This window comes from Paraburkholderia sediminicola (assembly GCF_046026855.1).
In the GTDB taxonomy this organism is placed as follows: Bacteria; Pseudomonadota; Gammaproteobacteria; order Burkholderiales; family Burkholderiaceae; genus Paraburkholderia; species Paraburkholderia sediminicola_A.
On sequence record NZ_JAQQET010000006.1, the window covers coordinates 41,531 to 63,769 of the forward strand.

The 22,239-nt window shown below is 61.9% G+C and carries 20 protein-coding genes and 1 pseudogene; 9 read left to right on the forward strand and 12 right to left on the reverse strand.

From position 1 onward, the window contains the following. Window position 1: 1 nt before the first annotated feature. Entirely contained in the window at window positions 2-700 is a 699-nt protein-coding gene (locus tag PQR40_RS08315; RefSeq protein WP_408231920.1) for a fumarylacetoacetate hydrolase family protein, read from the reverse strand. A gap of 229 nt (window positions 701-929) precedes the next feature. Between PQR40_RS08315 and ybiB the strand changes: the two genes are divergently transcribed. Together ybiB and PQR40_RS08325 are read left to right on the forward strand one after the other, a co-directional pair. Next, on the forward strand, window positions 930-1,892 hold the full coding sequence (gene ybiB / locus PQR40_RS08320) for a DNA-binding protein YbiB (RefSeq protein WP_408231917.1): 963 nt from the start codon (window positions 930-932) through the stop codon (window positions 1,890-1,892). 512 nt (window positions 1,893-2,404) lie between these two features. After that, window positions 2,405-3,385 (forward strand): annotated as a pseudogene (locus tag PQR40_RS08325) (2-isopropylmalate synthase); the annotation flags it as partial. 102 nt (window positions 3,386-3,487) lie between these two features. On the opposite strand, the gene PQR40_RS08330 reads toward PQR40_RS08325, so the two are convergent. Both PQR40_RS08330 and PQR40_RS08335 read right to left on the reverse strand, forming a co-directional pair. Next, on the reverse strand, window positions 3,488-3,871 hold the full coding sequence (locus PQR40_RS08330) for a nuclear transport factor 2 family protein (RefSeq protein WP_408231914.1): 384 nt from the start codon (window positions 3,869-3,871) through the stop codon (window positions 3,488-3,490). 43 nt (window positions 3,872-3,914) lie between these two features. Then, entirely contained in the window at window positions 3,915-4,478 is a 564-nt protein-coding gene (locus PQR40_RS08335; RefSeq protein ID WP_408231911.1) for an acyloxyacyl hydrolase, read from the reverse strand. A gap of 363 nt (window positions 4,479-4,841) precedes the next feature. Between PQR40_RS08335 and rpoH the strand changes: the two genes are divergently transcribed. The 5 genes from rpoH (at window position 4,842) to cydX (ending at window position 9,282) form a co-directional block, all read left to right on the forward strand. Then, entirely contained in the window at window positions 4,842-5,777 is a 936-nt protein-coding gene (rpoH, locus tag PQR40_RS08340) for an RNA polymerase sigma factor RpoH (RefSeq protein ID WP_408231908.1), read from the forward strand. Window positions 5,778-6,126: 349 nt separating this feature from the next. After that, window positions 6,127-6,387, forward strand: coding sequence for a cytochrome oxidase putative small subunit CydP (gene cydP / locus PQR40_RS08345; RefSeq protein ID WP_408231905.1), 261 nt, complete (start codon window positions 6,127-6,129; stop codon window positions 6,385-6,387). Further along, the gene (locus PQR40_RS08350; RefSeq protein WP_408231902.1) at window positions 6,377-7,966 is read left to right on the forward strand and encodes a cytochrome ubiquinol oxidase subunit I; all 1,590 of its coding nucleotides are present in this window, start codon (window positions 6,377-6,379) and stop codon (window positions 7,964-7,966) included. The genes cydP and PQR40_RS08350 overlap by 11 nt, the downstream gene beginning before the upstream one ends. A gap of 34 nt (window positions 7,967-8,000) precedes the next feature. Then, the gene (cydB, locus tag PQR40_RS08355) at window positions 8,001-9,137 is read left to right on the forward strand and encodes a cytochrome d ubiquinol oxidase subunit II (protein WP_408339549.1); all 1,137 of its coding nucleotides are present in this window, start codon (window positions 8,001-8,003) and stop codon (window positions 9,135-9,137) included. Between the two features lie 28 nt (window positions 9,138-9,165). Then, window positions 9,166-9,282: a cytochrome bd-I oxidase subunit CydX gene (cydX, locus tag PQR40_RS08360; protein ID WP_325046259.1), complete on the forward strand. Its 117-nt coding sequence runs from the start codon at window positions 9,166-9,168 to the stop codon at window positions 9,280-9,282. 132 nt (window positions 9,283-9,414) lie between these two features. On the opposite strand, the gene nagE is transcribed toward cydX, so the two are convergent. The 5 genes from nagE to PQR40_RS08385 all read right to left on the reverse strand — a co-directional run bounded on the left by nagE (window position 9,415) and on the right by PQR40_RS08385 (window position 16,837). After that, entirely contained in the window at window positions 9,415-11,190 is a 1,776-nt protein-coding gene (gene nagE / locus PQR40_RS08365; protein WP_408508757.1) for an N-acetylglucosamine-specific PTS transporter subunit IIBC, read from the reverse strand. 95 nt (window positions 11,191-11,285) lie between these two features. After that, a complete protein-coding gene (gene ptsP / locus PQR40_RS08370) occupies window positions 11,286-13,850 on the reverse strand; it encodes a phosphoenolpyruvate--protein phosphotransferase (RefSeq protein WP_408508758.1) in 2,565 nt (854 codons plus the stop codon). A gap of 38 nt (window positions 13,851-13,888) precedes the next feature. Then, on the reverse strand, window positions 13,889-14,896 hold the full coding sequence (locus PQR40_RS08375; protein WP_408484338.1) for an SIS domain-containing protein: 1,008 nt from the start codon (window positions 14,894-14,896) through the stop codon (window positions 13,889-13,891). Further along, window positions 14,889-15,992: an N-acetylglucosamine-6-phosphate deacetylase gene (gene nagA / locus PQR40_RS08380; RefSeq protein WP_325046262.1), complete on the reverse strand. Its 1,104-nt coding sequence runs from the start codon at window positions 15,990-15,992 to the stop codon at window positions 14,889-14,891. Before nagA ends, PQR40_RS08375 begins: the two co-directional genes overlap by 8 nt. A gap of 110 nt (window positions 15,993-16,102) precedes the next feature. Further along, complete coding sequence (locus PQR40_RS08385) at window positions 16,103-16,837, reverse strand: GntR family transcriptional regulator (protein WP_408231890.1); 735 nt, start codon at window positions 16,835-16,837, stop codon at window positions 16,103-16,105. Window positions 16,838-17,207: 370 nt separating this feature from the next. Between PQR40_RS08385 and PQR40_RS08390 the strand changes: the two genes are divergently transcribed. Beyond that, window positions 17,208-18,173 carry a bifunctional helix-turn-helix transcriptional regulator/GNAT family N-acetyltransferase gene (locus tag PQR40_RS08390; protein ID WP_408484320.1) on the forward strand — a complete coding sequence of 322 codons (966 nt, stop codon included), beginning with the start codon at window positions 17,208-17,210 and terminating at the stop codon, window positions 18,171-18,173. On the opposite strand, the gene PQR40_RS08395 is transcribed toward PQR40_RS08390, so the two are convergent. Continuing rightward, on the reverse strand, window positions 18,145-18,957 hold the full coding sequence (locus tag PQR40_RS08395; RefSeq protein WP_408508759.1) for a MetQ/NlpA family ABC transporter substrate-binding protein: 813 nt from the start codon (window positions 18,955-18,957) through the stop codon (window positions 18,145-18,147). The two genes, PQR40_RS08390 and PQR40_RS08395, sit on opposite strands and share 29 nt — an antisense overlap. A 266-nt stretch (window positions 18,958-19,223) precedes the next feature. On the opposite strand from PQR40_RS08395, the gene PQR40_RS08400 reads away from it, so the two are divergent. After that, a complete protein-coding gene (locus PQR40_RS08400) occupies window positions 19,224-19,514 on the forward strand; it encodes a YciI family protein (protein ID WP_408231881.1) in 291 nt (96 codons plus the stop codon). A 65-nt stretch (window positions 19,515-19,579) separates the two neighbouring features. Here PQR40_RS08400 and PQR40_RS08405 read toward each other — a convergent pair whose 3' ends face one another. Genes PQR40_RS08405 through PQR40_RS08415 form a run of 3 tightly spaced genes read right to left on the reverse strand, consistent with a single transcriptional unit; the run spans window position 19,580 to window position 22,236 of the window. Continuing rightward, a complete protein-coding gene (locus tag PQR40_RS08405; RefSeq protein ID WP_408508760.1) occupies window positions 19,580-20,209 on the reverse strand; it encodes an SCO family protein in 630 nt (209 codons plus the stop codon). Window positions 20,210-20,214: 5 nt separating this feature from the next. Next, complete coding sequence (gene cyoE / locus PQR40_RS08410; protein WP_408231875.1) at window positions 20,215-21,120, reverse strand: heme o synthase; 906 nt, start codon at window positions 21,118-21,120, stop codon at window positions 20,215-20,217. Between the two features lie 6 nt (window positions 21,121-21,126). Then, window positions 21,127-22,236: a COX15/CtaA family protein gene (locus tag PQR40_RS08415; protein ID WP_408388185.1), complete on the reverse strand. Its 1,110-nt coding sequence runs from the start codon at window positions 22,234-22,236 to the stop codon at window positions 21,127-21,129. Between the last annotated feature and the right edge of the window lie 3 nt (window positions 22,237-22,239).

Consider the following 22,239-nt stretch of genomic DNA (forward strand, 5'->3'; position numbering starts at 1 on the left):
TTCAGACGACGCGTACGCTGAGCTCGCCGAGCCCGTCTACGCCGCCTTTCATGAGGTCGCCCTGCACCACCGCGCCGACACCTTCCGGCGTGCCAGTGAAAATCAGATCGCCCGGTTGCAGTTCGAACAGCGTCGACAGATAGGCGATCGTCTCGGCCACCGACCAGATCAGTTGCGACACGTCAGAATTCTGCTTTTCCTCACCGTTCACCAACAACCAGATCGCACCCTTCCCGACATGGCCGACCGTCGTTGCCGGATGAATCGGGCCGAGCGGCGCAGAGTGATCGAAACCCTTCGCGGTATCCCACGGACGGCCCAGCTTCTTCGCTTCGGCCTGCAGATCGCGGCGCGTCATGTCGAGACCGAGCGCATAGCCGTACACGTGGTCGAGCGCGCTTTCCGCAGGAATGTTCTTGCCGCCTTTTCCGATCGCCGCCACCAGCTCCATCTCGAAGTGAACGTTCTTCGATTGCGTCGGATAGGGAAATTCGCCGGTCGCGCCAGGCGCGACGTACAGCACGGCATCGGCGGGCTTGGCGAAGAAGAACGGCGGTTCGCGGTCGGGATCGTGCCCCATCTCGCGCGCGTGCGCCTCGTAATTGCGACCCACGCAGTAGATGCGACGCACCGCGAACTGCTCGCTGGACCCCACGACCGGCACCGCGACCACCGGTGCGGGTGCAAATACGTAACTCATCCCGTTCTCCGTTTCCTGAATTGTGCCGCGCCCGCGCGGCGATAAAACGTTGAGTGTAACGCGCAGCAAAGCGCGGTGCAGCCAATCGGCACCGGCCCGCGCGGCCCGGCGGTTCCGGCACGTCATCTCGCGGGATTGCTATAGATGCGATACTCACACCAAATAGTGCCCTTTGAATACCGTGGCCAATCGCCCAAAGGCGGCACGCCACCCCGTCCCACTGCGCCCGATGACTGACTCTGCCAACCCTTTCCCCTGCGCCCGCTATATCAAGGAAATCGGCCGCGGCCCGAACGGCGCCCGCGCCCTGACCGCTGAAGATACGCGCGCGCTCTACACCGCGATGCTCGACGGCCGCGTGGCCGATCTCGAACTCGGCGCCGTGCTGCTCGCGTATCGCGTGAAGGGCGAAACCGCCGACGAACTCGCCGCCATGCTGGCTGGCGCGCATGCGTCGTTCGAACCGATTCATTTGCCGCGCGCGGCGTTCCGGCCCGTGTCGATACCCACGTACAACGGCGCGCGCAAACAGCCCAACCTGGTGCCGCTGCTCGCGCTACTGCTGGCACGCGAGGGTGTACCCGTGCTGGTGCATGGCGTCACCGAAGATCCGGGTCGCGTGACGAGCGCTGAAATCTTCACGCATCTGCAGATTCCGCACGCGCAATCGCACGCCGATATCGAGGACGGCCTCGCCGAGCGGCGTCTTGCGTTCGCGCCAATCGACGTGCTCGCGCCAAAGCTCGCGCGCCTTCTCTCGCTACGTCGGCGGATGGGCGTGCGCAATTCAACGCATACGCTCGTGAAAATCCTGCAACCGTTCGCGCCTGCGGGGCTGCGGCTCGTGAACTACACGCATCCTCCGTATCGCGACAGTCTCACGCAGTTGTTCAATACGCACCCGGACGCCGCAGACGGCGGCGCCCTGCTCGCGCGCGGCACCGAAGGCGAAGCGGTGGCCGACACGCGGCGCCAGGTGCAGGTCGACTGGCTGCACGACGGCATCTGCGAAACGCGCGTGCCGCATGAACGCTCGTCGCTCGACGCGCCTGAAGTCGACTTGCCTGAAGCTCGCGACGCCGCCACTACGGCCGCGTGGATCAGCGCCGTATTGCGCGGCGAAGCGCCCGTCCCGAGCGCGATCGAACGGCAGGTGGAGTTGATCGTGGATGTCGCGAAAACGCCCATGTAACCTGTGCGGCGGGAGTGCGGTACGGCGCTTACGGCGTCGCACGCCCGCCCCGAATAGGGCGGCCGCGGGTTGACACGCTACTGCGAGCCGTCATACATTAGACCTATGCGTTCCCTTCCGAACACCCTCCGAATTACCTTCGGCCGCCTGGCGCGGCCTCTATCGCTACGTCTAGCGTAAATCAGGCGTAGCGCCGCGCGCTGTCAACTTTCGTTGACCAAAGCGCGGTCCTCAAAAGCAGTTCCGCAGTTCCCGTTTCACCCCCGACCGTAGTTCTTCACAACCTGTAGTCGTTTGCATTCGTCCGTTTACCGTTCGGACGAAGCGCGAGGGTCAAATGCACGTTGCATGGGCATTATCCACGTTCGTTTTCGCCGTCACCATGACGTTGTTCGTTCGCGCCCGTTCGTTGTTACCGCTAGCCACCGGCTGGCGGGCCGTGCATCCGTGGCAGCCCGCCAGCCGCTCGAGGCCACACCCTTTCGCATACGACACAACGAACGAGGTTCATCATGTTGCGCAATCCCGCTGAAAAATACCGTCCCTTCCCCGCTGTGCGCCTCACCGGCCGCAAATGGCCAAGCCGCACGATCAACCAGGCACCCATCTGGATGAGCACCGATCTGCGTGACGGCAATCAGGCGCTGATCGAGCCGATGAATGCCGCGCAAAAGCTCGAATTCTTCGAAATGCTGGTGGCGATCGGCTTCAAGGAGATCGAAGTCGGTTTCCCGTCGGCCTCGCAAACCGATTTCGATTTCGTCCGCAAACTGATCGAAGAAAAGCGCATTCCCGATGACGTGACGATCGAAGTGTTCGTGCCGTCGCGCGCTGAACTGATTGCGCGCACGTTCGACTCGCTGGAGGGCGCACCGCGCGCCATCGTGCACCTGTACAACGCGATCTGCCCGTCGTTTCGCAAGATCGTCTTCAACCAGTCGAAGGACGAAATCAAGGCGCTGGCGGTAGAAGGCACGCGCCTCATCAAGGAACACGCCCAAGCGCGGCCCGATACGCGCTGGACCTTCCAGTATTCGCCCGAAACCTTCAATACGACCGAGCTCCCGTACGCGCGCGAAGTATGCGATGCGGTCGCGCAGACGTGGCAGCCCACACGCGATCACAAGATGATCGTCAACCTGCCCGCGAGCGTGGAGGCCGCGACACCGAACGTGTTCGCCGACCAGATCGAATGGATGGACCGCAATCTCGGCTATCGCGACAGCATCGTGCTGTCGGTGCATCCGCATAATGATCGCGGCACCGCCGTGGCCGCCACGGAACTGGCGCTGCTGGCGGGCGCGGATCGCGTCGAAGGATGTCTGTTCGGCAGCGGCGAGCGCACGGGCAACGTGGACCTCGTGACGGTCGCGATGAACCTTCACGCGCAGGGCATCGACCCGGGTCTCGACTTCTCCGATATCGACGCAGTGCGACACGTGGTGGAACGTTGCAATCAGATTCCGGTGCATCCGCGGCATCCGTACGCGGGTGTTGCGGCGCAGCGGCCAGTGCGGAGCGATGAGGATCTGCAGCGCGTAGCAGCTTGAGCGTTCACCAAACGCAAGCAGCGAAACGGAGTGAGCTCAAAAGGCTCACTCGATCGCGCAACGCGTCGCCTGCCAGGCGATCAGACGCCATTGCCCGTCTTCCTGCACATGAATCGCCGTATACGCAATTGGAAACAGCAGCGCCCCGTTATTCGCTTCCATTTCGATCAACGCGCGCCCGGTGACGACGCAGGTCTCACGCCCCACCGGCAACACTTCTTGCGACTGCACCTCGATCTGCCGATAGCGGCGGCGCCCGGCCGTAATACCGTCGATGAACTGCCGCTTCGTTTCGCGCTTGCCATTCGTATGGACATAGCTCACGTTGTCCGCGAGCAAGGTATCGAGCGACGGCCCGTCGCCGTCGACCATCGCACGAAAGCGCTCCCGCTCGAGCCCGCGAATCGCTTCGATTATCTTTGCCGCCATTGCTCAGCCCCTCGCACCGGTGAGCCGAACGTGGCCACGGTCGTCAGAAGTTATATTGCAAATATAGCTGGTGGAAATTTATACCAGGATTCGGCTCTTTGATACCGCCGTTGGAAATATGCTGGAAGCGGTAGCCCGCTTCGTACTGCTGGCGGCTGCCAAATTGCAGGCCGACGCCCGCCATGGGGGCGAATTGGAACGCTGTGGCGAGTGTGAGGTCAGAAGATATCCTCGGACTCGAAAGAAGCCGGATTCCGGCGCCCGCTTCGATATACGGGCGAATCGCACCCGCTCCGTCAATGAAGCGAATGATCGGCGTCACGCCGATTTCGCCGATATTTTCGTGCACAGTCCCTTCGTTGGTATGCCACCAGGCCACGTGTGCTTCGCCGATCAGCGAGAAATGCCAATCGCCGATCTGCCACCATGTCAGATTCGGATCCCAAACCAGGCCGAGATCGAGCTTTTTGATGTGGTGATCCCCGATGCCGCCAGCAATCTGCACGCCGAACTGGTCGGCTGCGGCCAGTCCTGAAGCGCTAAACAGAATAGCCGCCGAAGCACCTTTTAGAGCCAGACCACGCAACGCGCTTTTTTTGTTCTTCATTGAGCACCCGAGCTAGCCGAACGTTGATCAGCGGATCACTGTCCCGTTTATTTTAAAGATAATCTACATCCGGCGGATCGTATGAAGAAACCTAAATTCTCGCAATTAGTCACTTCAATTTTAGAAAAAATCGGTCACTTATAAGAATGGAGGCGCTTTGTCAGGTAAATCCTACGGCCCGCACGTGGCCGTTTGCAGAGGCATCACATGGCTATCAAAACCTAAATTTCAATAGGAATATGTGGAACTTGGATGCCCCTACAGCCTCTAAGTATTAGCACTCGGCAAATCAGAGTGCTAACATCCAACGCTGGAGTCGTTTAACTGAATACGCTTTTGTCTGATTCCAAAGGAGTTTCCTACGTGAGCCATGCAATGACCCTTCCGAGTACTCTGAGCCCGTCGTCGGCTAAGGCCGCTTCGGCAGGTGCACTGGCGCTCTCGCATTCCTCGCTGCTGCCCGGCCAACTGGGCAATATCGACGCCTACATCCAGGCCGTAAATCGGATTCCGATGCTGACGCCGGCGGAAGAACGCCAGTTCGCCACTGAATTTCGCGAGCAGGACAACCTCGAGTCCGCGCGCCGTCTCGTCCTGTCGCACCTGCGGCTGGTCGTCTCGATCGCGCGCAATTACCTTGGTTATGGACTGCCGCATGCCGACCTGATCCAGGAAGGCAATATCGGCCTGATGAAGGCCGTGAAGCGCTTCGACCCGGAGCAGAACGTACGGCTCGTGTCGTACGCCATGCACTGGATCAAGGCAGAGATCCACGAATACATCCTGCGCAATTGGCGGATGGTGAAGGTTGCCACCACCAAAGCGCAGCGCAAGCTGTTCTTCAACCTGCGCAGCCACAAGCAGGGCCTGGGCGCGTTCACGCCTGACGAGATCGAAGGTCTTGCCAAAGAGCTGAACGTGAAGCGCGAAGAAGTGGCCGAGATGGAAACGCGCTTGTCCGGCGGCGATATTGCGCTGGAAGGCCAGGTCGAAGACGGTGAAGAGTCGTACGCGCCGATCGCCTACCTCGCCGACTCGCATAGCGAACCGACTGCCGTGCTGGCTTCGCGTCAGCGCGACAAGCTGCAAAGCGACGGTATCGCGAGCGCGCTGGAAGCGCTGGACGCCCGCAGCCGCCGCATCATCGAAGCCCGCTGGCTGAAGGTGGAAGACGACGGCTCTGGTGGTTCGACGCTGCACGAACTAGCCGACGAATTCGGCGTCTCGGCCGAACGTATTCGTCAGATCGAGGCGAGCGCAATGAAGAAAATGCGCGGCGCTTTGGCCGAATATGCGTAAGGCTTAAAACCTTTAGTTGTGCCGGCTCGTCCGGCGTGCGCTGTTTAGTCGCAGAGCCCTGCCCTCGCAAGAAGGCAGGGCTTTTTTGTGCCCACTCGACGATGCATGCGCTCAATCGCAGACGCATGCGCACTCACTCAAGAACATACCCGCCCTGCACGCGTTTCTTGACGTATCACAAACCTCATAGCAATACTGTTCGCACAGGACAATGTTCGCGACCCAATGTCGCAGTGCCGAACTTACGCGTGCGAGGTCCTTGCTTCTAGAATCGGGATGCACTTGCCAGATCGCTCAGGCGACCTGGATCCAGCCGGAATCACCGGTATGAAGTCGCCTTCGACCGATCATGACCATAGCCTTGAATCCCGATAACAACCCTCGCTCGAGCCTACGCAAACGGTTCGGCGCCTGGGTGCGCGGTCCGACGCTGGCGCGGGATATCGCCATCGTGCTCGTCATCAAGTTCGCACTGCTGATGGCGCTCAAATACACATTCTTCAACCATCCGCAGGCGGAGCATATGTCGCTGCCGCCTGAACAAGTTGCGCAGGCGCTGCTGTCCGTGCCTGCCTCGCATCCGTCCCAAGGTGATCAACATGCCCGTTAGCGAAGTCGTAGAACTGTCGCGCCTCCAGTTCGCCATCACGGCGCTTTATCACTTTCTATTCGTGCCGCTTACGCTTGGTCTGTCGTGGTTGCTCGTCATCATGGAGTCCGTTTATGTGATGACCGGCAAGCAGATCTACAAGGACATGACCCAGTTCTGGGGGAAGCTGTTCGGCATCAATTTTGCGATGGGCGTTACCACCGGTCTCACGCTGGAGTTCCAGTTCGGCACCAACTGGTCGTACTACTCGCACTATGTCGGTGACATTTTCGGCGTGCCGCTGGCCGTCGAGGGTTTGATGGCGTTCTTCCTCGAATCGACCTTCGTCGGCTTGTTCTTCTTCGGATGGAACCGGCTCTCGAAAGTGCAACACGTGACCGTTACGTTCCTCGTCGCGCTCGGCTCGAACCTGTCGGCCCTGTGGATTCTGGTAGCCAACGGCTGGATGAACAATCCGGTCGGCGCCACCTTCAACTACCAGACCATGCGCATGGAACTCGACAGCATCTTCTCGGTGCTGTTCAATCCGGTCGCGCAAGTGAAGTTCGTGCACACCGTATCGGCCGGTTACGTGACCGCTTCGATGTTCGTGCTCGGTGTGTCGTCGTGGTATCTGTTGAAGCGCCGCGACACCGAGTTTGCCTTGCGCTCGTTCGCCATCGCCGCCGGCTTCGGTCTGGCGTCGACATTGTGCGTGATCGTGCTCGGCGACGAATCTGGTTACCGCACCGGAGAAGTTCAGCAGGTCAAACTGGCCGCCATCGAATCCGAATGGGAAACGGCGCCTGCACCCGCACCATTTACGATCATCGGCATTCCGAACCAGAAGGAAGAACGCACCGACTATGCGATTCGCATTCCGTATGCGCTCGGCCTGATCGCCACGCGCTCGATCGACGAACCGGTAGTCGGCCTGAAAGACCTGATGGCGCAAAACGAAGTGCGCATCAAGAACGGCATGCTCGCCTACGCCGCGCTGCAAAAGCTGAAGCTAGGGGATGCCACGGACGAAGCCAAAGCGGCCTTCGACGCACACAAGCAAGACCTCGGCTACGGCCTGTTACTCAAGCAGTTCACTCCGAACGTCACCGACGCCACGCCGGATCAGATCGTGCAGGCCGCCAAGAAGACGATTCCGCCGGTGGCGCCCGTGTTCTTCTCGTTCCGCCTGATGGTCGGCCTCGGCATCCTGTTCCTCGCGACCTTTGTACTGGCGTTCTGGTTCTGCGCACAACGCTCCTTACTGCTGGAGAAACGCCGCTGGTTCCTGCGCTGGGCCGTATGGGCGATCCCGTTGCCGTGGCTTGCTGCTGAATTCGGCTGGATCGTCGCTGAGGTGGGTCGCCAACCGTGGACCATCGCCGGTATTCTGCCGACCGCGTTGTCCGCTTCGAGTCTGACGCCGGGGGATCTCTACTTGAGCATTGGCGGCTTCGTTGTGTTCTACACGGTGCTGTTCATCATCGAAATCATGCTGATGTTCAAGTACGCGCGACTCGGACCTTCGTCGCTGCACACCGGGCGCTATCACCACGAACAGCCGCTGAATCAGCCGCTGCCGACCAACACGGCCGCATGATTCGCCGCCACTCTGTTCCAAGGGAAGGATCATCATGGATTACGCAACCCTCAAACTGATCTGGTGGGTATTGATCGGCGTACTGCTGATCGGCTTCGCCCTCACCGATGGCTTCGACATGGGCGCGGCGATTCTGCTGCCGTTCATCGCCAGGACCGACGCGGAGCGGCGCATCGTCGTGAACACGGTCGGCGCGACGTGGGAAGGCAATCAGGTGTGGCTCATCACAGCGGGCGGTGCGATGTTCGCCGCGTGGCCGCTGGTGTATGCCGCGTCGTTCTCCGGCTTCTACTTCGCGATGCTGCTGGTACTGTTTTCGCTATTCTTCCGGCCGGTCGGTTTCGACTACCGCAGCAAGCGTGAAGACCCGCGCTGGCGCAGCGCGTGGGACTGGGCTTTGTTTGTCGGCGGCTTCGTACCCGCGCTGGTGTTCGGCGTGGCATTCGGCAACCTGCTGCAAGGCGTGCCATTCTCGTTCGACACCGATCTGCGTGTCACGTATCACGGCAGTTTCTTCGCGCTGCTCAACCCGTTTGCCGTGCTGTGCGGGCTCGTGAGCGTGTCGATGCTGGCCGCGCACGGCGCAGCCTTCGTGAAGATGAAGGCAGACGACATCGTCGCCGAGCGTGCTTCGTTGGCGCTGCGGATCGCGTCGCTCGCCACCGTGGTGCTGTTCCTGCTTGCCGGCGCGCTGATCGCCACGATGATCGGCGGCTATCAGATCGTCGATGCCGCGCCGCTCGATACGGTTGCCAATCCGCTGCTGAAGAACGTGATCGGTGCGCCCGGCCTGTGGCTCACCAACTACGCAAACTATCCGTGGATGGTGATCGCGCCGGTGGCCGGCCTGGTCGGTGGCGTACTCGCCTTGTTGCTGGCACGCTCGCGCTTTGAAAAAAGCGCCTTTCTGTCGACCTCGCTAATGATCATCGGCGTGATCCTGACGGCGGGCTTCTCAATGTTCCCGTTCATCATGCCCTCCTCGCTCGACGGCCGCAGCAGCCTGACCGTGTGGGATTCGACCTCGAGCCGCCTGACGTTGCAGATCATGCTGATCGCCGTGATCATCTTCCTGCCGATCGTCCTGATCTACACGAGCTGGGTATATCGCGTGATGCGAGGCAAGGTAACCGCCGCGGCGCTCAAAGAAAATCACCATTCGATGTATTGATCAGGAATACGATTAACAGGAGTTTGTGATGTGGTATTTCAGTTGGCTTCTCGGCATTGGCGTAGCGTTGGCGTTCGGCATTATCAACGTGATGTGGCTGGAATCGCGCCGGCCTTTGGAAGCAGGCAAGCATAAGACGCATTGATGTAACCGTTGCCGGCCACGCGCTGGTAAACGCAAAAGCGGCACCTTGAATCAAGGTGCCGCTTTTTTATTGCCGTGCCGTCAGACGAGAAGCGCGGCAATGGAGCGGCGCAGGCCGCTCCTTAACCTTACATCACGCGGGCAGAGGCGTTGCGCCGCCGCCCGTTGACGACAGACGCGTCGCCATTTGTGCAGCGTAGCGTTGGGCTGCGTCGCCAACTACGATGTGGAACGTGTCCGCCGAGACCCACGCCGTATCGAGCGTAGCCATACGTTGACGGTCGACCGCCGACGGATCGCGAACCACAATACGCAGACGCGTTGCCGCCACAGCGTCCAGCGACACGACGTTGCCCGCGCCGCCGAATACGGCGAGCCAACGCAGCGGATCCGGGTCGAGCGGACCGCCTTCAGCACCGCTTACAGCCGCCACAGGCGCTGCAACGACAGCGGGCGCGGCAGCAGCCACCGGCTTCACCGCATCGCCACCGCCTTGCGCGATCACCGTGCGAATTTCATCGGCGATGATGTCCGCTTCCGGTCCGATGATCACCTGCACATTGGTCGAGCCGCGCTTGAGCACGCCGCGCGCGCCGATCGTCTTCAGTTCGCTTTCGGAGACCTTGTTCGTGTCGACCACCGACAGACGCAGACGCGTCGTGCAGGCATCTACCAGCGACAGATTCGACGCACCACCCAGCGCAGCAATATAACGCTGCGCGCGCGGCACGGCTGCACCGGCAACCGGCGAAACGAAACCGCCTTCCGTGAACGACTCGATCTGTTCGTCTTCGGCTGCGGGTTCGCGGCCTGGCGTCGCCATGTTGAACTTGCGGATGAAGAAGCGGAACAGTCCGTAATACACCACCGAATACACGAGACCGATCGGAATCGCCCACCAGCCCTTGGTCGACAGGCCGTAGTTCAGCACGTAGTCGATTGCGCCGGCGGAGAACGTGAAGCCGAGGTGAATGCCTAGCGCCGAGCAGATCGCGAGCGACAGACCGGTCAGCAACGCGTGGATCACATACAGCACCGGTGCGAGGAACATGAAGCTGAACTCGATCGGCTCGGTCACGCCCGTCAGGAACGACGTGAGGGCCATCGAGAACAGCAGGCCGCCAACAAGGGCGCGGCGCTCCTTCGGCGCTTCATGGAACATCGCCAGACACGCGGCCGGCAGGCCGAACATCATGACCGGGAAGAAGCCCGTCATGAACGTGCCCGCGGTGGGGTCGCCCGCGAAGAAACGGTGCAGGTCGCCCGTCACCGCGACGCCGCCCGGCGGCGTGAAGGTACCGAACACGAACCACGTCAGCGAATTGAGAATGTGATGCAGACCCGTGACGAGCAGCAAACGGTTCAGCACGCCGAACACGAACGCGCCGAGCGCACCCGCGGTGGTCAGCCAATGACCGGCCGTATCGATCACGCCTTGTACCGGCTGCCACACGTAGCCGAACACAATGCCTATCACCAGACAAACCACGCCGGTGACAATTGGCACGAAGCGTTTCCCTCCGAAGAATGCGAGGTAGTCGGGCAGCTTGATATCTTTGTACTTGTTGTACAGCAAGCCCGCGACGATACCCGCCACGATCCCGGACAACACGCCCATGTTGAGCTTGTCGTTGATGTCCTTCATCACCGCGATTTCGATCAGATAACCGATCGCACCCGCGAGACCTGCCACGCCGTTGTTATCTTTCGCGAAACCTACCGCCACGCCGATTGCGAACAGCAACGGCAGGTTGTCGAAGATCGCGCCGCCGGCGTCGGCAATCATCTTGATGTTGAACACATCGGGCTGGCCCAGTCGCAGCAGCAGGCCGGCAACCGGCAGCACTGCAATCGGCAGCATCAGCGCGCGTCCCAGGCGCTGAATCTTCAGAAACGGATTCCCATCCATTGATACCTCCAATCCTTGTCTCGTTGTCGACAGTCGTCGTTGAGTTCTAGCTTTACGTGGTTACTGAGCGAAGCTGGTTGCGAACTGTGTGGGGTTCAGTCCAAAGGCCAGGTTTCGCGGCTCACTGCTCTTACCGCCTGCGCCGACTCCAGCGCCAGGGCATCCTGGGCGCGTTGGCGGCACAGTTGATAATCGAGGTTGCGCACTCGCGCCTTGATGCCCGGCACCGACACCGGATCCACCGAGAGCTCGGTCACGCCGAGGCCGACGAGCAACGGCATTGCGACCGGATCACCGGCCAGTGCGCCGCATACGCCGACCCATTTGCCGTGCTTGTTCGCGCCCTGCACGGTCGCCGCGATCAGGCGCAGCACGGCCGGGTGCAAGCCGTCCGCTTGGGCCGCGAGATCGGCCTGGCAACGGTCCATGGCAAGTGTGTATTGCGTCAGATCGTTGGTGCCGATCGACAGAAAATCCGCGTGTTGCGACAGTTGATCGGCGAGCAACGCAGCCGATGGCACTTCGATCATCACGCCGACTTCGATCGGTTCGGTCCGGCCCGATTCAAGGGCGAATTCGTCGATGCGTTTGCGGATGCGGATCAATTCACCGACATCCGTGACCATCGGCAGCAGGATCCGTACGGCGCCGAGCGGTTGCACAGCCAGCAGACCGCGCAATTGATCGTCGAGCAGATCCGGGCGCACCTGTGCGAGGCGGATGCCACGCAGGCCGAGCGCAGGATTCGGTTCGGGCGGCAATGTCAGGTAATCGACTTCCTTGTCTGCGCCGACGTCGAGCGTACGAATGATCGCCGTGCGGCCATTCAGTGCGTCGACGATGGCCTGATAGCTCTGACGGTGTTCGTCGGTGGTCGGCGCCGCAGCGCGGTGAATGAACAGCAGTTCGGTGCGCAGCAAGCCGACGGAATCGGCGCCGTTGTCGACGGCGGTTTTCGCGTCGTCGAGCGTGGCAATGTTCGCGGCGACTTCGATCGCACGGCCATCGGAAGTCACCGCCACCTGTTGCGACGTGCGTCGGTTCGCTTCGCGCACGCCTGCAAGGCGGCTACGCTCAAGACGCGCACGTTCGACATCGAGATCGGTCGGAGCAAATTCGAGACGCCCGGTGGTAGCGTTCACCACGACCTGCGTGCCTTCCGGAATCGCGAGCAAGGTATCGCCGACTGCCACCAGCGCCGGAATGCCCGCTTGCCGCGCGAGAATCGCCGCATGCGAAGTGGCACCGCCACGCGCCATCACGAGTGCAGTGACGCGCGTGCGATCCAGCGACGAGAGATCCGACGGCGTGAACTCTTCGGCCGCCAGCACCGCTTCTTCCGGCAGCGTGCGGGCCGCGGCATTCGTATAACCGAGCGCGCGCAATACGCGCTTTTCGATGTCGCGCAGATCGGCGGCACGTTCGGCGAGCAACGCATCTTCGATATTCATCAGGATGGCGATCTGTGCGCGGATCGCTTCGCGCCATGCAAAGCCGGCGCTCTTGCCGAGGCTGATCAGATCGCGCGCGGCGTCGACGAGCGTGGGATCTTCGAGCAGTACGCGATGCACCGCGAAAATGCCCGCCTCACCCACCGCGCCGCGTTGCGACGCATCGCGCACTGTCGTACCGAGGTCGGCGTCGACGGTGGCAATCGCCTTGTCGAGCAGACGGCTTTCAGCCGCCGACGTGCCATTCGCCTTTTCTGGCGGATCGATGTCCGCATCGTCCCAGCGCACCAGCTTACCGACCGCGACGCCTGGCGACGCACACACACCCGCGAGCGTATTCGGCGCAAGCGCTTCGCCCACAGCGCGCGCAACTGCTTGCGGCGCCGGCGAGCTTTGCCGCGCCGGCTTTTCTTCGACTTCACCGTGCGCTTCACGTGTCAATTCGTGAGCGATGGCCTCGATCGCGGCTTTGGCTTGCGGGCCGACACCGAGCAACTCGACAGTCGCACCTTCACCAGCGCCGAGACCGAGCAAACCGACCACGCTTTCGATCGCCGCCTTGCGCCCTTCATAACGCACTTCGACGCGCGCATCGAAACCACGCGCAGCTTCACGAGCGCGCGCGGCTGGCCGCGCATGCAAACCACCGGCGTGAACCAACGTGACTTGCTGACGGGATTCTTCGGTTACGTTGGTAGCACTCGCCTGCCGCGATGCATGCGCCGCATCGCCATCGCGAGCGCGGAGCACCAGCAAAGGCGTTTCGCCTGCCTTCAGCATGCCGCCCGGCGCACGCTCGACAATCTCGAACGCGTCCGAATTGGCAATCGCAATCACCGAGACGAGACTCGGCGCATTCAGCGCGACCTGATCCTGATCGAACTCGATCAGGACGTCGCCAGTGCGCACCTGTGCGCCTTGCGCGACCATCGGCGCAAAGCCCTTGCCATTCAACTCGACCGTATCGATGCCGATGTGCAGCAGAATCTCCACGCCCTCGGCCGTCGCGAGCGTGACCGCGTGACCGGTACGCGCGAGATGGGTGATGATGCCGTCGCACGGCGCGACGAGTCGCCCCTCGATCGGATCGATGCCGATGCCGTCGCCGAACATGCCGCCCGAAAACACAGGGTCGGGCACATTCGCCAGCGGCACGACCGGACCGGTCATCGGCGCGAGCAAAACAATATGGCCTGCAGAATGGCTCATCAAGCGGGACTCCTCGACACGTCGCATCTGATTTCTCGTCAGTGAGTTTCGGTGACTTTGTTGAGATGGCGTGGCGCGTCAGGATTGCGCCCGCGTGCGGCGGCAAGGCCGGCGGCCATCACGTAAAAGGACAGGATCGCGGCGATCGGGTCGAGCGCCGCATGAGCGGTAGTGGCGAGCGGCAAGCTCGCTTCGGGCACGTCGTCCGGCGCGGCGAGCAGCACGCGGGCGCCGCGTGCCTGCATGTCGCGCGCGAGTTGCAGCAAGCCGGCCTGCTCCGGACCGCGCGGTGCAAAGACCAGTAGCGGGTAGTCGCGATCGATCAATTCCATCGGACCGTGCCGCACTTCCGCGCTCGAAAACGCTTCGGCCTGGATGCCGGAGGTTTCCTTCAATTTCAGCGCGGCTTCCTGCGCGATCGCGAGGCCCAGACCGCGGCCGATCACGATCATGCGTTCGATGCCACGCAATTCGTCCACCGCTTTCGACCAGTCCAGCTTGCCCGCGACGTGCAGCGCCTCGGGCAGCGTGTTCAACGCGCCGAGCAGCGCATTGTCTTTCTGCCAGTGCGCGACCAGTTGCGCGGAAATCGACAGCATCGCAATGTAGCTCTTGGTGGCCGCGACACTCAGTTCCGGACCCGCGACGAGCGGCAGGTGAAATTCGCATGCGTCCGCCAGCGGCGAACTCGGTGCATTCACTGCGGCCACCGTCAACGCGCCGGCATTGCGCAACGCTTCCATCGTGCCAACCAGATCAGGACTCTTGCCCGATTGCGAGAACGCCAGCGCGAGCTGACCGCGCACCTGCAGCGGCGCTTGCTGGAGCGTCGCAACCGACATCGGCAGCGAGGCGACCGGCACGCCGAGGCGGCTCATCGTCAGGCTTGCGAAGTAACTCGCTGCATGGTCCGAGCTGCCGCGCGCGACCGTCAGCGCGACATGGCGCGGCTGCTGGGCGAGCTTCGCCGCCAACGCCTCGACGCGCGAGGTATCCGTGAGTTGCGCGGCGACCGTTTCAGCGGACGCCAGCGCCTCTTTAAGCATATTCGACAATTGCTTCTCCTTCGACGTAAGTCGCGGTCAACGCCAGTTCACGATCGAACACGACCACATCGGCCCACGCACCGCGCGCAATACGGCCGCGGTCTTCGATGCCGAGGTAGTCGGCGGCGTAGCGCGACAAACGGTTTGAAACATCGGCGATCGGCAAACCGATCGATACGAGATTGCGCAGCGCCTGATCCATGGTCAGGGTGCTGCCGGCGAGCGTGCCGTCGGCAAGACGCACGCCGCCGAGGCACTTCGTCACATGCTGGCTGCCGAGGCGGTACTCACCGTCGGGCATGCCGGTAGCCGAGGTGCTGTCCGTCACCACATAGAGGCGCGGAATCGCGCGCAACGCGGCGCGGATCGCGCCCGGATGGACGTGCAGCAAGTCGGGAATGATTTCGGCGAATTCGGCGTGCGCGAGCGCGGCGCCGACGAGACCGGGATTGCGGTGATGCAGCGGCGACATCGCGTTGAAAAGATGCGTGAAGCCGCAAGCACCGTGCTTGAGTGCGGCGACGGCGTCGTCGTAAGTGCCGAGCGAATGGCCGAGTTGCACGCGCACGCCGCGCGCCGCCATCTCGGAGATGATCTCCATGTGGCCGGCGATTTCCGGCGCCAGTGTGACCACGCGGATCGGTGCGATCGACAGATACTTCAGTACTTCGTCCATGACCGCCGATACGGCGGCGTCCGGCTGCGCGCCGAGCTTGCCAGGGTTGATATACGGACCTTCCAGATGGACGCCGAGCACGCGCGAACCACCTGGTGTGCGAATGCGGGCGTTGTTGCCCAGACCCGCGACGACGCTCATCAGTTCGTCGCGCGGTGCGGTCATCGTGGTGGCGAGCAGACTGGTCGTGCCGTAACGCGCATGCGTGCGGGTGATGGTTTCGATCGCATCATCGCCTTCCATCACGTCGGAGCCACCGCCCCCATGCACGTGCAGATCGATGAAGCCGGGCAGGATGTACGGCGCGTCGTTCTTCGACGGATCGGCGCGTTCGCCGGTCAGTGCCGTGATGCGGCCGTTTTCATATTCGAGCGTGCCGTGAATCCACCCATCGGTGGTGAGTATGTTTCCGGTCAGCATGATTCTCTCTGGTGAGGCGTAATGCGGGGTGTGACTGAATTGCGTGCGGTGGCGCCGCACGTGACGGCGGGCCGCGCGGCCTGCTCAGATGTGCCAATCAGGCACGCTATTCAGGTGCGCAATTCAGCGACAAAGTCGTAGTAATCGTCGCGGCAATAGGTGTCGGTCAGTTCGATCGCACGCTGGTCCGCGCTATACCCGATACGGGTAATGACCAGCAGCGCCGAGCGGGGTTCGATATCCATCAACGAAGCGATCTCGCTCGAAGCGTTGACCGCGCGAAAGTGCTGCAAGGCGCGCACGACGGCGGCGCCACGTTGTTCGAGGTAGCTGTAAAGCGAGACGCCGATGGCCTGCGGATCGGGCACGATCGCCGCCGGCAGCGCCGAATGCTCGACCGCCATCACGATGCCGTCCGCGCGCCGCAGTCGCCGCAGACTCGTCACCGCCGCGCCGGGCGACAGGCCAAGGTGCACCAGTTCGTCACGGTTGGCGGCGCGGATATCGCGCTCAAGCCATACCGAATCCGCTCGGAAACCGCGTTGCTGCATCTTTTTCGTGAAGCCGGTAAGCCGCGACAGCGGATCTTCTACGCGCGGCGTGATGAAGCTGCCCGCGCCTCGCGCCCGCCGGATCAGACCCTGCTCGACCAGCAGCTCGATCGCTTTGCGCGCGGTAATGCGCGACACGCCGATCGCATCAGAGAGCGTGCGCTCCGAAGGCAGCGCCTCACCCGCCGACCACACGCCGCAGTGGATTGCCGTCGCCAGATTGCGCGCAAGCTGCAGATAGAGCGGCGTGACGTTGCGAGCGTCAGGCATCAGTGCGGACCAGCGAGTTTCCATGGGGCTCCGGCGGTCGTCTCGAAGAATGCGGCCTACGAAAATGAGAGCCCATTATATAACCAACATAATACCAGTCAATTGATTGGTACCATGCTGGTATGATCTCGTGAAAAGCCTTGCTGGGTAAGCCTCAGAAGGTGGTTTACGGGCGTTGGAGGGCTGATTTCAGGGATCGGGATTTACCCCTATCCGGCATACCGGCGGGCATCCATACGGTCCGCACTGGTCCTCATTGCTCGAGTGGGCTTGCGAGAATCAATACCTTTCTGATACCAGTCGAATATGTCTCGTCGCCGTACGGCTTTTTTAATGAGATACGTTCCAATATAGTGCTGGCTAGGAAGCCATAAAATTCCCCGGGGAGCAGCATTTGACCGATTCCGAGGCGCTGCGGCGCGCTCAGGCCGTCCGCCATTTCAACCGCTTCTATACCCAGCACATTGGCGCGCTACATGAGCATTTGGCAAAGAGCGCCTTCTCGCTGACGGAAGTGCGTGTTCTGCATGAACTGTCTCGCGGACGCGCGCAGACGGCCTCGGTGCTCGGACGCAACCTCGGCCTCGACAGCGGCTACCTCAGCCGCCTTCTGACCAGCTTCGAACGACGCAATCTGATTACGCGGCGCCCGTCCGACACGGACGCGCGCCAGTCGCTGATCGCCCTCACCGACAACGGCCACGCCGCCTACGCCCCGCTCGACAAGGCTGCGATCGAAGAAGTGTCGGCGTTGCTGAACAGCCTCACGACACTCTCCCAGGAACAGTTGATCGCCGCGATGAAGGTGATCGAGCGGCTGCTCGACAGCAAGCCGCAGCACGAACTCGTGATCCTTCGGCAACCGCGCGCCGGCGAGTGCGGCTGGCTCGTGCATCGGCAGGCGCAGTGGTTTGCCGCGCAATACGGCTGGGATCAATCGTTCGAAGGTGTGCTTGCGCGCGTCGTCGCCGATTACGCGCAACGCAGGGACCCGGTGCGCGAGATGTGCTGGGTCGCCGATCAGGAGGGTATGGTGGTCGGCTCGGTGTGCATTGTCGGGGTGTCGACGACGGTAGCCGGCGTGCGGCTGTTGTGGGTCGAACCGGACGTCCAGCGTCTTGGCATCGGCACGCAGTTGATGAGCGAATGCGTGCGGTTCGCCAGACGCGCGGGATACACCAAACTCACGCTGACCACTGCCAGCACGCTCGAAGAGCCGCGACGGCTATGCGAACGCGCCGGCTTCCAGCTCGCCTGCACGACAGCGGAGCAGCGCTTCGGCAAGGATCTGACGATCGAGCGATGGGAGCTGGAGTTGGAGGATCGATCGCCTAGAACGACGGCACTACCGAACCCTTGAACTGCGTCTTGATGAACTGGCGCACGTCTTCCGACTGGTAAGCCGCAACCAGCTTCTTGACCCACGGCTTGTCCTTATCTTGCGCGCGCACGGCGATCAGATTCGCGTACGGGCTGCGGATATCTTCGAGCGCGATCGCATCTTTGGTCGGCTGCAGACCGGCGGCCAGCGCGAAGTTCGTGTTGATCGCGGCAGCGTCGACATCCGACAGCGAGCGCGGCAGTTGTGCTGCGTCGAGTTCGAGCAGCTTGATCTGCTTCGGATTCTCGGCGACGTCGAGCGGCGTTGCGTTATTGCCGTTCGTGCCCGCGCCGGCCTTCAGCTTGATCACGCCTTGCGCCTGCAATAGCAACAGCGCGCGATTCTCGTTCGACGGGTCGTTCGGCACCGCGATCTTCGCGCCTGGCGCCAGATCCTTCAGCGACTTCAGCTTCTTCGAATAGATGCCGAGCGGCGAAATGTACGTCAGACCGGCATTGACGATCTTGTAGCCACGCTGCTTGACCTGGCTATCAAGGTACGGCTGATGCTGGAAGCTATTGGCGTCCAGGTCACCCGCGTCCAGTGCTGCGTTTGGCTGCACATAGTCGTTGAATTCGATGACCTTCACGTTCAGGCCTTCGCGTTTCGCCACTTTCGTGACGACTTCCCAGATTTGCGCATCCGGGCCGCCGATGGTGCCGACTTTGATGACCTTGTCGTCGGCATGTGCGCCGAAGCTGGTGACGATCGCCGCGCTGGCGACTACGGCCGAGAGGGCTTTAAGGATGTTTCTGCGCTGCATGTGATTCTCTCTTTTTCTGATCGATGTCAGATTCGGGTGGAAGCCGGTAGCAAACGTCTTGTGAACGCGCCGCCAACTGGACCGTAAATGGTCTCATATGCCCGGCGAGATGTGAAATATCACGATCGCATATGGTTATACCTCTGCAACCGCGCGCAGAGAGATTTACCGACGTTGACCGTGCGCAACGAATCATCTGGTGACCGATAATTGAAGGCCAACGCCGCGAACCCTGGTGGCCCATTCACTCGCTTACGAGAACGCCCATGTACGTCATCAATCTCACCTACACCGCATCGCTCGAACGCGTCGACGATACGCTGGAAGCACACCGCGCGTTTCTGACCAAACAGTTCGAAGCAGGCGTATTCGTCGCGGCCGGGCCGAAAGTGCCGCGCGACGGCGGCATCATTCTGGCGGTGCGCATCGAGCGCGATAAGCTGGATGAGATTCTCGCCAGCGACCCGTTCGCCGAACAGAAGCTCGCGCGTTACGAGGTAACGGAGTTCAAGGCAACGCGGCTAGCGCCGGGAATGAATTTGCCGATGCCGGCTTGAGGATTGCAGCGAGGGAAATTGAATACGGGCGCGCGGCAAACGCACACGCCCGTTGCATCGCTACATCAATCGAGCAGCAGCTTGATATCGTGCACCCACGGCGTGGCGCCCTGGCCATCGCGCGCGAACAGCCGCAACTTGCCGTCCGGGTCGAACACATAGCTCGCGGCCGTGTGGTCCATCGTGTAGCTATCAGGCGTCTTGCCCGGCACTTTCGCGTAGTAGACGCGGAAGTCTTTCGTGATCTTGGTGAGCTGCGCCTGGTCCGCCGGACGCAAGCCGACGAACGTCGGGTTGAACGCCGGCACGTATTGCGCGAGCAGGGCTGGCGTGTCGCGGTCGGGATCGACGGTGACGAACAGTACCTGAACGCGTTTCGCGTCTTCCGGACCGAGTTGCTGGAGCGCCTGCGAGAGCTCGGCCATGGTGGTCGGGCAGACATCCGGGCAGTGTGTGTAGCCGAAGAACAGCACCACTACCTTGCCCTTGTAGTCCGCCATCGTGCGGACTTTGCCGGACGTATCGGGCAGCGAGAAGTTGCTCCCGAATTGCGTGTTGCCGGTAATGTCGAGGTTCTGGAACGCCGGCGGCTGCTTGCCGCAGCCCGCCACCAGCAACGCGCCGCCGAGTGCGCAAGCGATCAGGGTGACACGCGCGGCGACACGCGCCGCGCGCACAAAGCGTTGTGTAAGCATGGGTGTTACGCGCCGATCACGACGCGCGCATAGTGGTCGATCAACAGCGCGGCGAACAGCAGCGACAGATAAACGATCGAGTAACGGAAGGTCTTGCGTGCCAGGTCGTCGGAATATTCCCGATAGATCCTCCACGCATACGCGAGGAACACGGCGCCGAGCAACACAGCCGCCGCGAGGTACACCACGCCGCTCATGCCGGAGATGAACGGCATCATCGTGACTGCGAACAGGATCACGGTGTACAGCAGAATATGCAGGCGCGTGTACTTTTCGCCGTGCGTATTCGGCAGCATCGGCAGACCGGCATTTTCGTAGTCTTTGCGGCGATACAGTGCGAGCGCCCAGAAATGTGGCGGCGTCCACACGAAAATGATCAGCACGAGAATCCACGCGTCGCCCGGCAAGTGACCGGTGACGGCGGCCCAACCGAGCGCCGGCGGCATCGCACCCGACGCCCCGCCGATTACGATGTTCTGCGGCGTGGCGGGCTTCAACAGCAGCGTATAGATAACTGCATAGCCGACGAAGGTGGCGAGCGTGAGCCACATGGTCAGCGGATTGGCGAACGTGTAAAGCGTCCACATGCCGAGTCCGCCGAGCACGGCCGAAAACAGCAGGATTTGGGGAGTAGTGATTTCGCCGCGCGCGGACGGCCGCCACGAGGTACGACGCATCTTCGCGTCGATCTTCTGTTCCATCAGGCAATTGATGGCGAACGCCGCACCGGCCAACAGCCAGATGCCAACCGTGCCGCCGATCAGGACGGTCCACGGCACCATGCCAGGCGTCGACAGAAACATGCCGATGACTGCGCAAAACACAGCGAGCTGCGTGACACGCGGCTTCGTCAGGGCGATGTACTGGGAGACCCGGCTACCGGGCGTTTGGGAGAGAGTTGTGCTGTCCATGTGGGGTCACGCTGGCGCGGCATCGCGCGCAGGCAACACGGCGCGGCCGGGACGGCTATAAGCGATCCGAAAGTTTAACATAACGAGCAGAAGCAGCAGGATCGCGGCTCCCCCGTTATGCGCGACCGCAATGGGCAACGGCCATTGCAGGACGATGTTCGACAGGCCGGTAATGAACTGGATCAGCACCACCAGCAACACGCCGTTCGCCGGCCGCCGCAATGACTCGAATCTGCGCAGTTTCAGCGCAAACCAGACCAGATAGGCGACCACGACGATCGCGAAGGTGCGGTGCGTCCAGTGAATCGCGACCAGCGCATCTTGCGTAATCATGTCGCCGTCGCCGGTCATGCCGAGGGCGCGCCACAGGTGAAAGCCGTGCGCGAAGTCCATCGGCGGGACCCATTGGCCGTTGCAGGTCGGGAAGTCCGTGCAGGCGAGCACCGCGTAGTTGGTGCTGACCCAACCGCCCAATGCGATTTGCACGACAAGCAGCACGAGACCGGCGATCGCCGCCGCGCGCCAACGCGCGGCTTCGGGCTCATAAGCCGGCAGCGGCGTTTGGCGTGCGGCCAGCCAGCCGAGCGTGCCAAGCAACGCGAGGCCGAGCAACAAATGGGTTGTCACGATGATCGGTTGCAACTTCATGGTCACGGTCCACGCGCCGAATGCGCCCTGCACGAGAATCAGCAGCAGCAGCGAAGTCGGCCACCATGGCGACACATGCAGTGGACGGCGCTTGATACGTGCAGTCCACGCAATCACCGTCTGCGCAATGATCAGCACGCCGATCGCCATCGCGAAGTAACGGTGAATCATCTCGATCCAGGCCTTGGTCATGCTGACCGGACCGGTCGGCATCAACTGATGCGCCGCGGTGATCGCGGCGTGAGCGATGAACGGCGACGACGTGCCATAGCAACCAGGCCAGTCCGGGCAACCGAGACCGGAATCGGTGAGACGCGTGAAGCCGCCGAACATCACCAGGTCCAGCGTCAGGAAAGTGGTGAGCCACACCAGCTTGCGGAATTTGTTGTCGTCGGCCTTGACCCATACATAGGAGAGCGGCAACAACGCGATACACAAGCCGATCAAGGCCAGTTGCAATACGAACATCTT

What these genes read in the sequence shown, in the direction of transcription:
- ybiB (WP_408231917.1), top strand. Translation starts at nt 930, where the DNA reads ATGACTGACTCTGCCAACCCTTTCCCCTGCGCCCGCTATATCAAGGAA.
- PQR40_RS08350 (WP_408231902.1), top strand. Translation starts at nt 6,377, where the DNA reads ATGCCCGTTAGCGAAGTCGTAGAACTGTCGCGCCTCCAGTTCGCCATC.
- cydX (WP_325046259.1), top strand. Translation starts at nt 9,166, where the DNA reads ATGTGGTATTTCAGTTGGCTTCTCGGCATTGGCGTAGCGTTGGCGTTC.
- PQR40_RS08375 (WP_408484338.1), bottom strand. Translation starts at nt 14,896, where the DNA reads ATGCTTAAAGAGGCGCTGGCGTCCGCTGAAACGGTCGCCGCGCAACTC.
- cyoE (WP_408231875.1), bottom strand. Translation starts at nt 21,120, where the DNA reads ATGGACAGCACAACTCTCTCCCAAACGCCCGGTAGCCGGGTCTCCCAG.
- cydP (WP_408231905.1), top strand. Translation starts at nt 6,127, where the DNA reads ATGACCATAGCCTTGAATCCCGATAACAACCCTCGCTCGAGCCTACGC.
- PQR40_RS08385 (WP_408231890.1), bottom strand. Translation starts at nt 16,837, where the DNA reads ATGGAAACTCGCTGGTCCGCACTGATGCCTGACGCTCGCAACGTCACG.
- cydB (WP_408339549.1), top strand. Translation starts at nt 8,001, where the DNA reads ATGGATTACGCAACCCTCAAACTGATCTGGTGGGTATTGATCGGCGTA.
- PQR40_RS08405 (WP_408508760.1), bottom strand. Translation starts at nt 20,209, where the DNA reads ATGCTTACACAACGCTTTGTGCGCGCGGCGCGTGTCGCCGCGCGTGTC.
- PQR40_RS08315 (WP_408231920.1), bottom strand. Translation starts at nt 700, where the DNA reads ATGAGTTACGTATTTGCACCCGCACCGGTGGTCGCGGTGCCGGTCGTG.
- PQR40_RS08330 (WP_408231914.1), bottom strand. Translation starts at nt 3,871, where the DNA reads ATGGCGGCAAAGATAATCGAAGCGATTCGCGGGCTCGAGCGGGAGCGC.
- nagA (WP_325046262.1), bottom strand. Translation starts at nt 15,992, where the DNA reads ATGCTGACCGGAAACATACTCACCACCGATGGGTGGATTCACGGCACG.
- PQR40_RS08395 (WP_408508759.1), bottom strand. Translation starts at nt 18,957, where the DNA reads ATGCAGCGCAGAAACATCCTTAAAGCCCTCTCGGCCGTAGTCGCCAGC.
- PQR40_RS08400 (WP_408231881.1), top strand. Translation starts at nt 19,224, where the DNA reads ATGTACGTCATCAATCTCACCTACACCGCATCGCTCGAACGCGTCGAC.
- PQR40_RS08335 (WP_408231911.1), bottom strand. Translation starts at nt 4,478, where the DNA reads ATGAAGAACAAAAAAAGCGCGTTGCGTGGTCTGGCTCTAAAAGGTGCT.
- PQR40_RS08415 (WP_408388185.1), bottom strand. Translation starts at nt 22,236, where the DNA reads ATGTTCGTATTGCAACTGGCCTTGATCGGCTTGTGTATCGCGTTGTTG.
- ptsP (WP_408508758.1), bottom strand. Translation starts at nt 13,850, where the DNA reads ATGAGCCATTCTGCAGGCCATATTGTTTTGCTCGCGCCGATGACCGGT.
- nagE (WP_408508757.1), bottom strand. Translation starts at nt 11,190, where the DNA reads ATGGATGGGAATCCGTTTCTGAAGATTCAGCGCCTGGGACGCGCGCTG.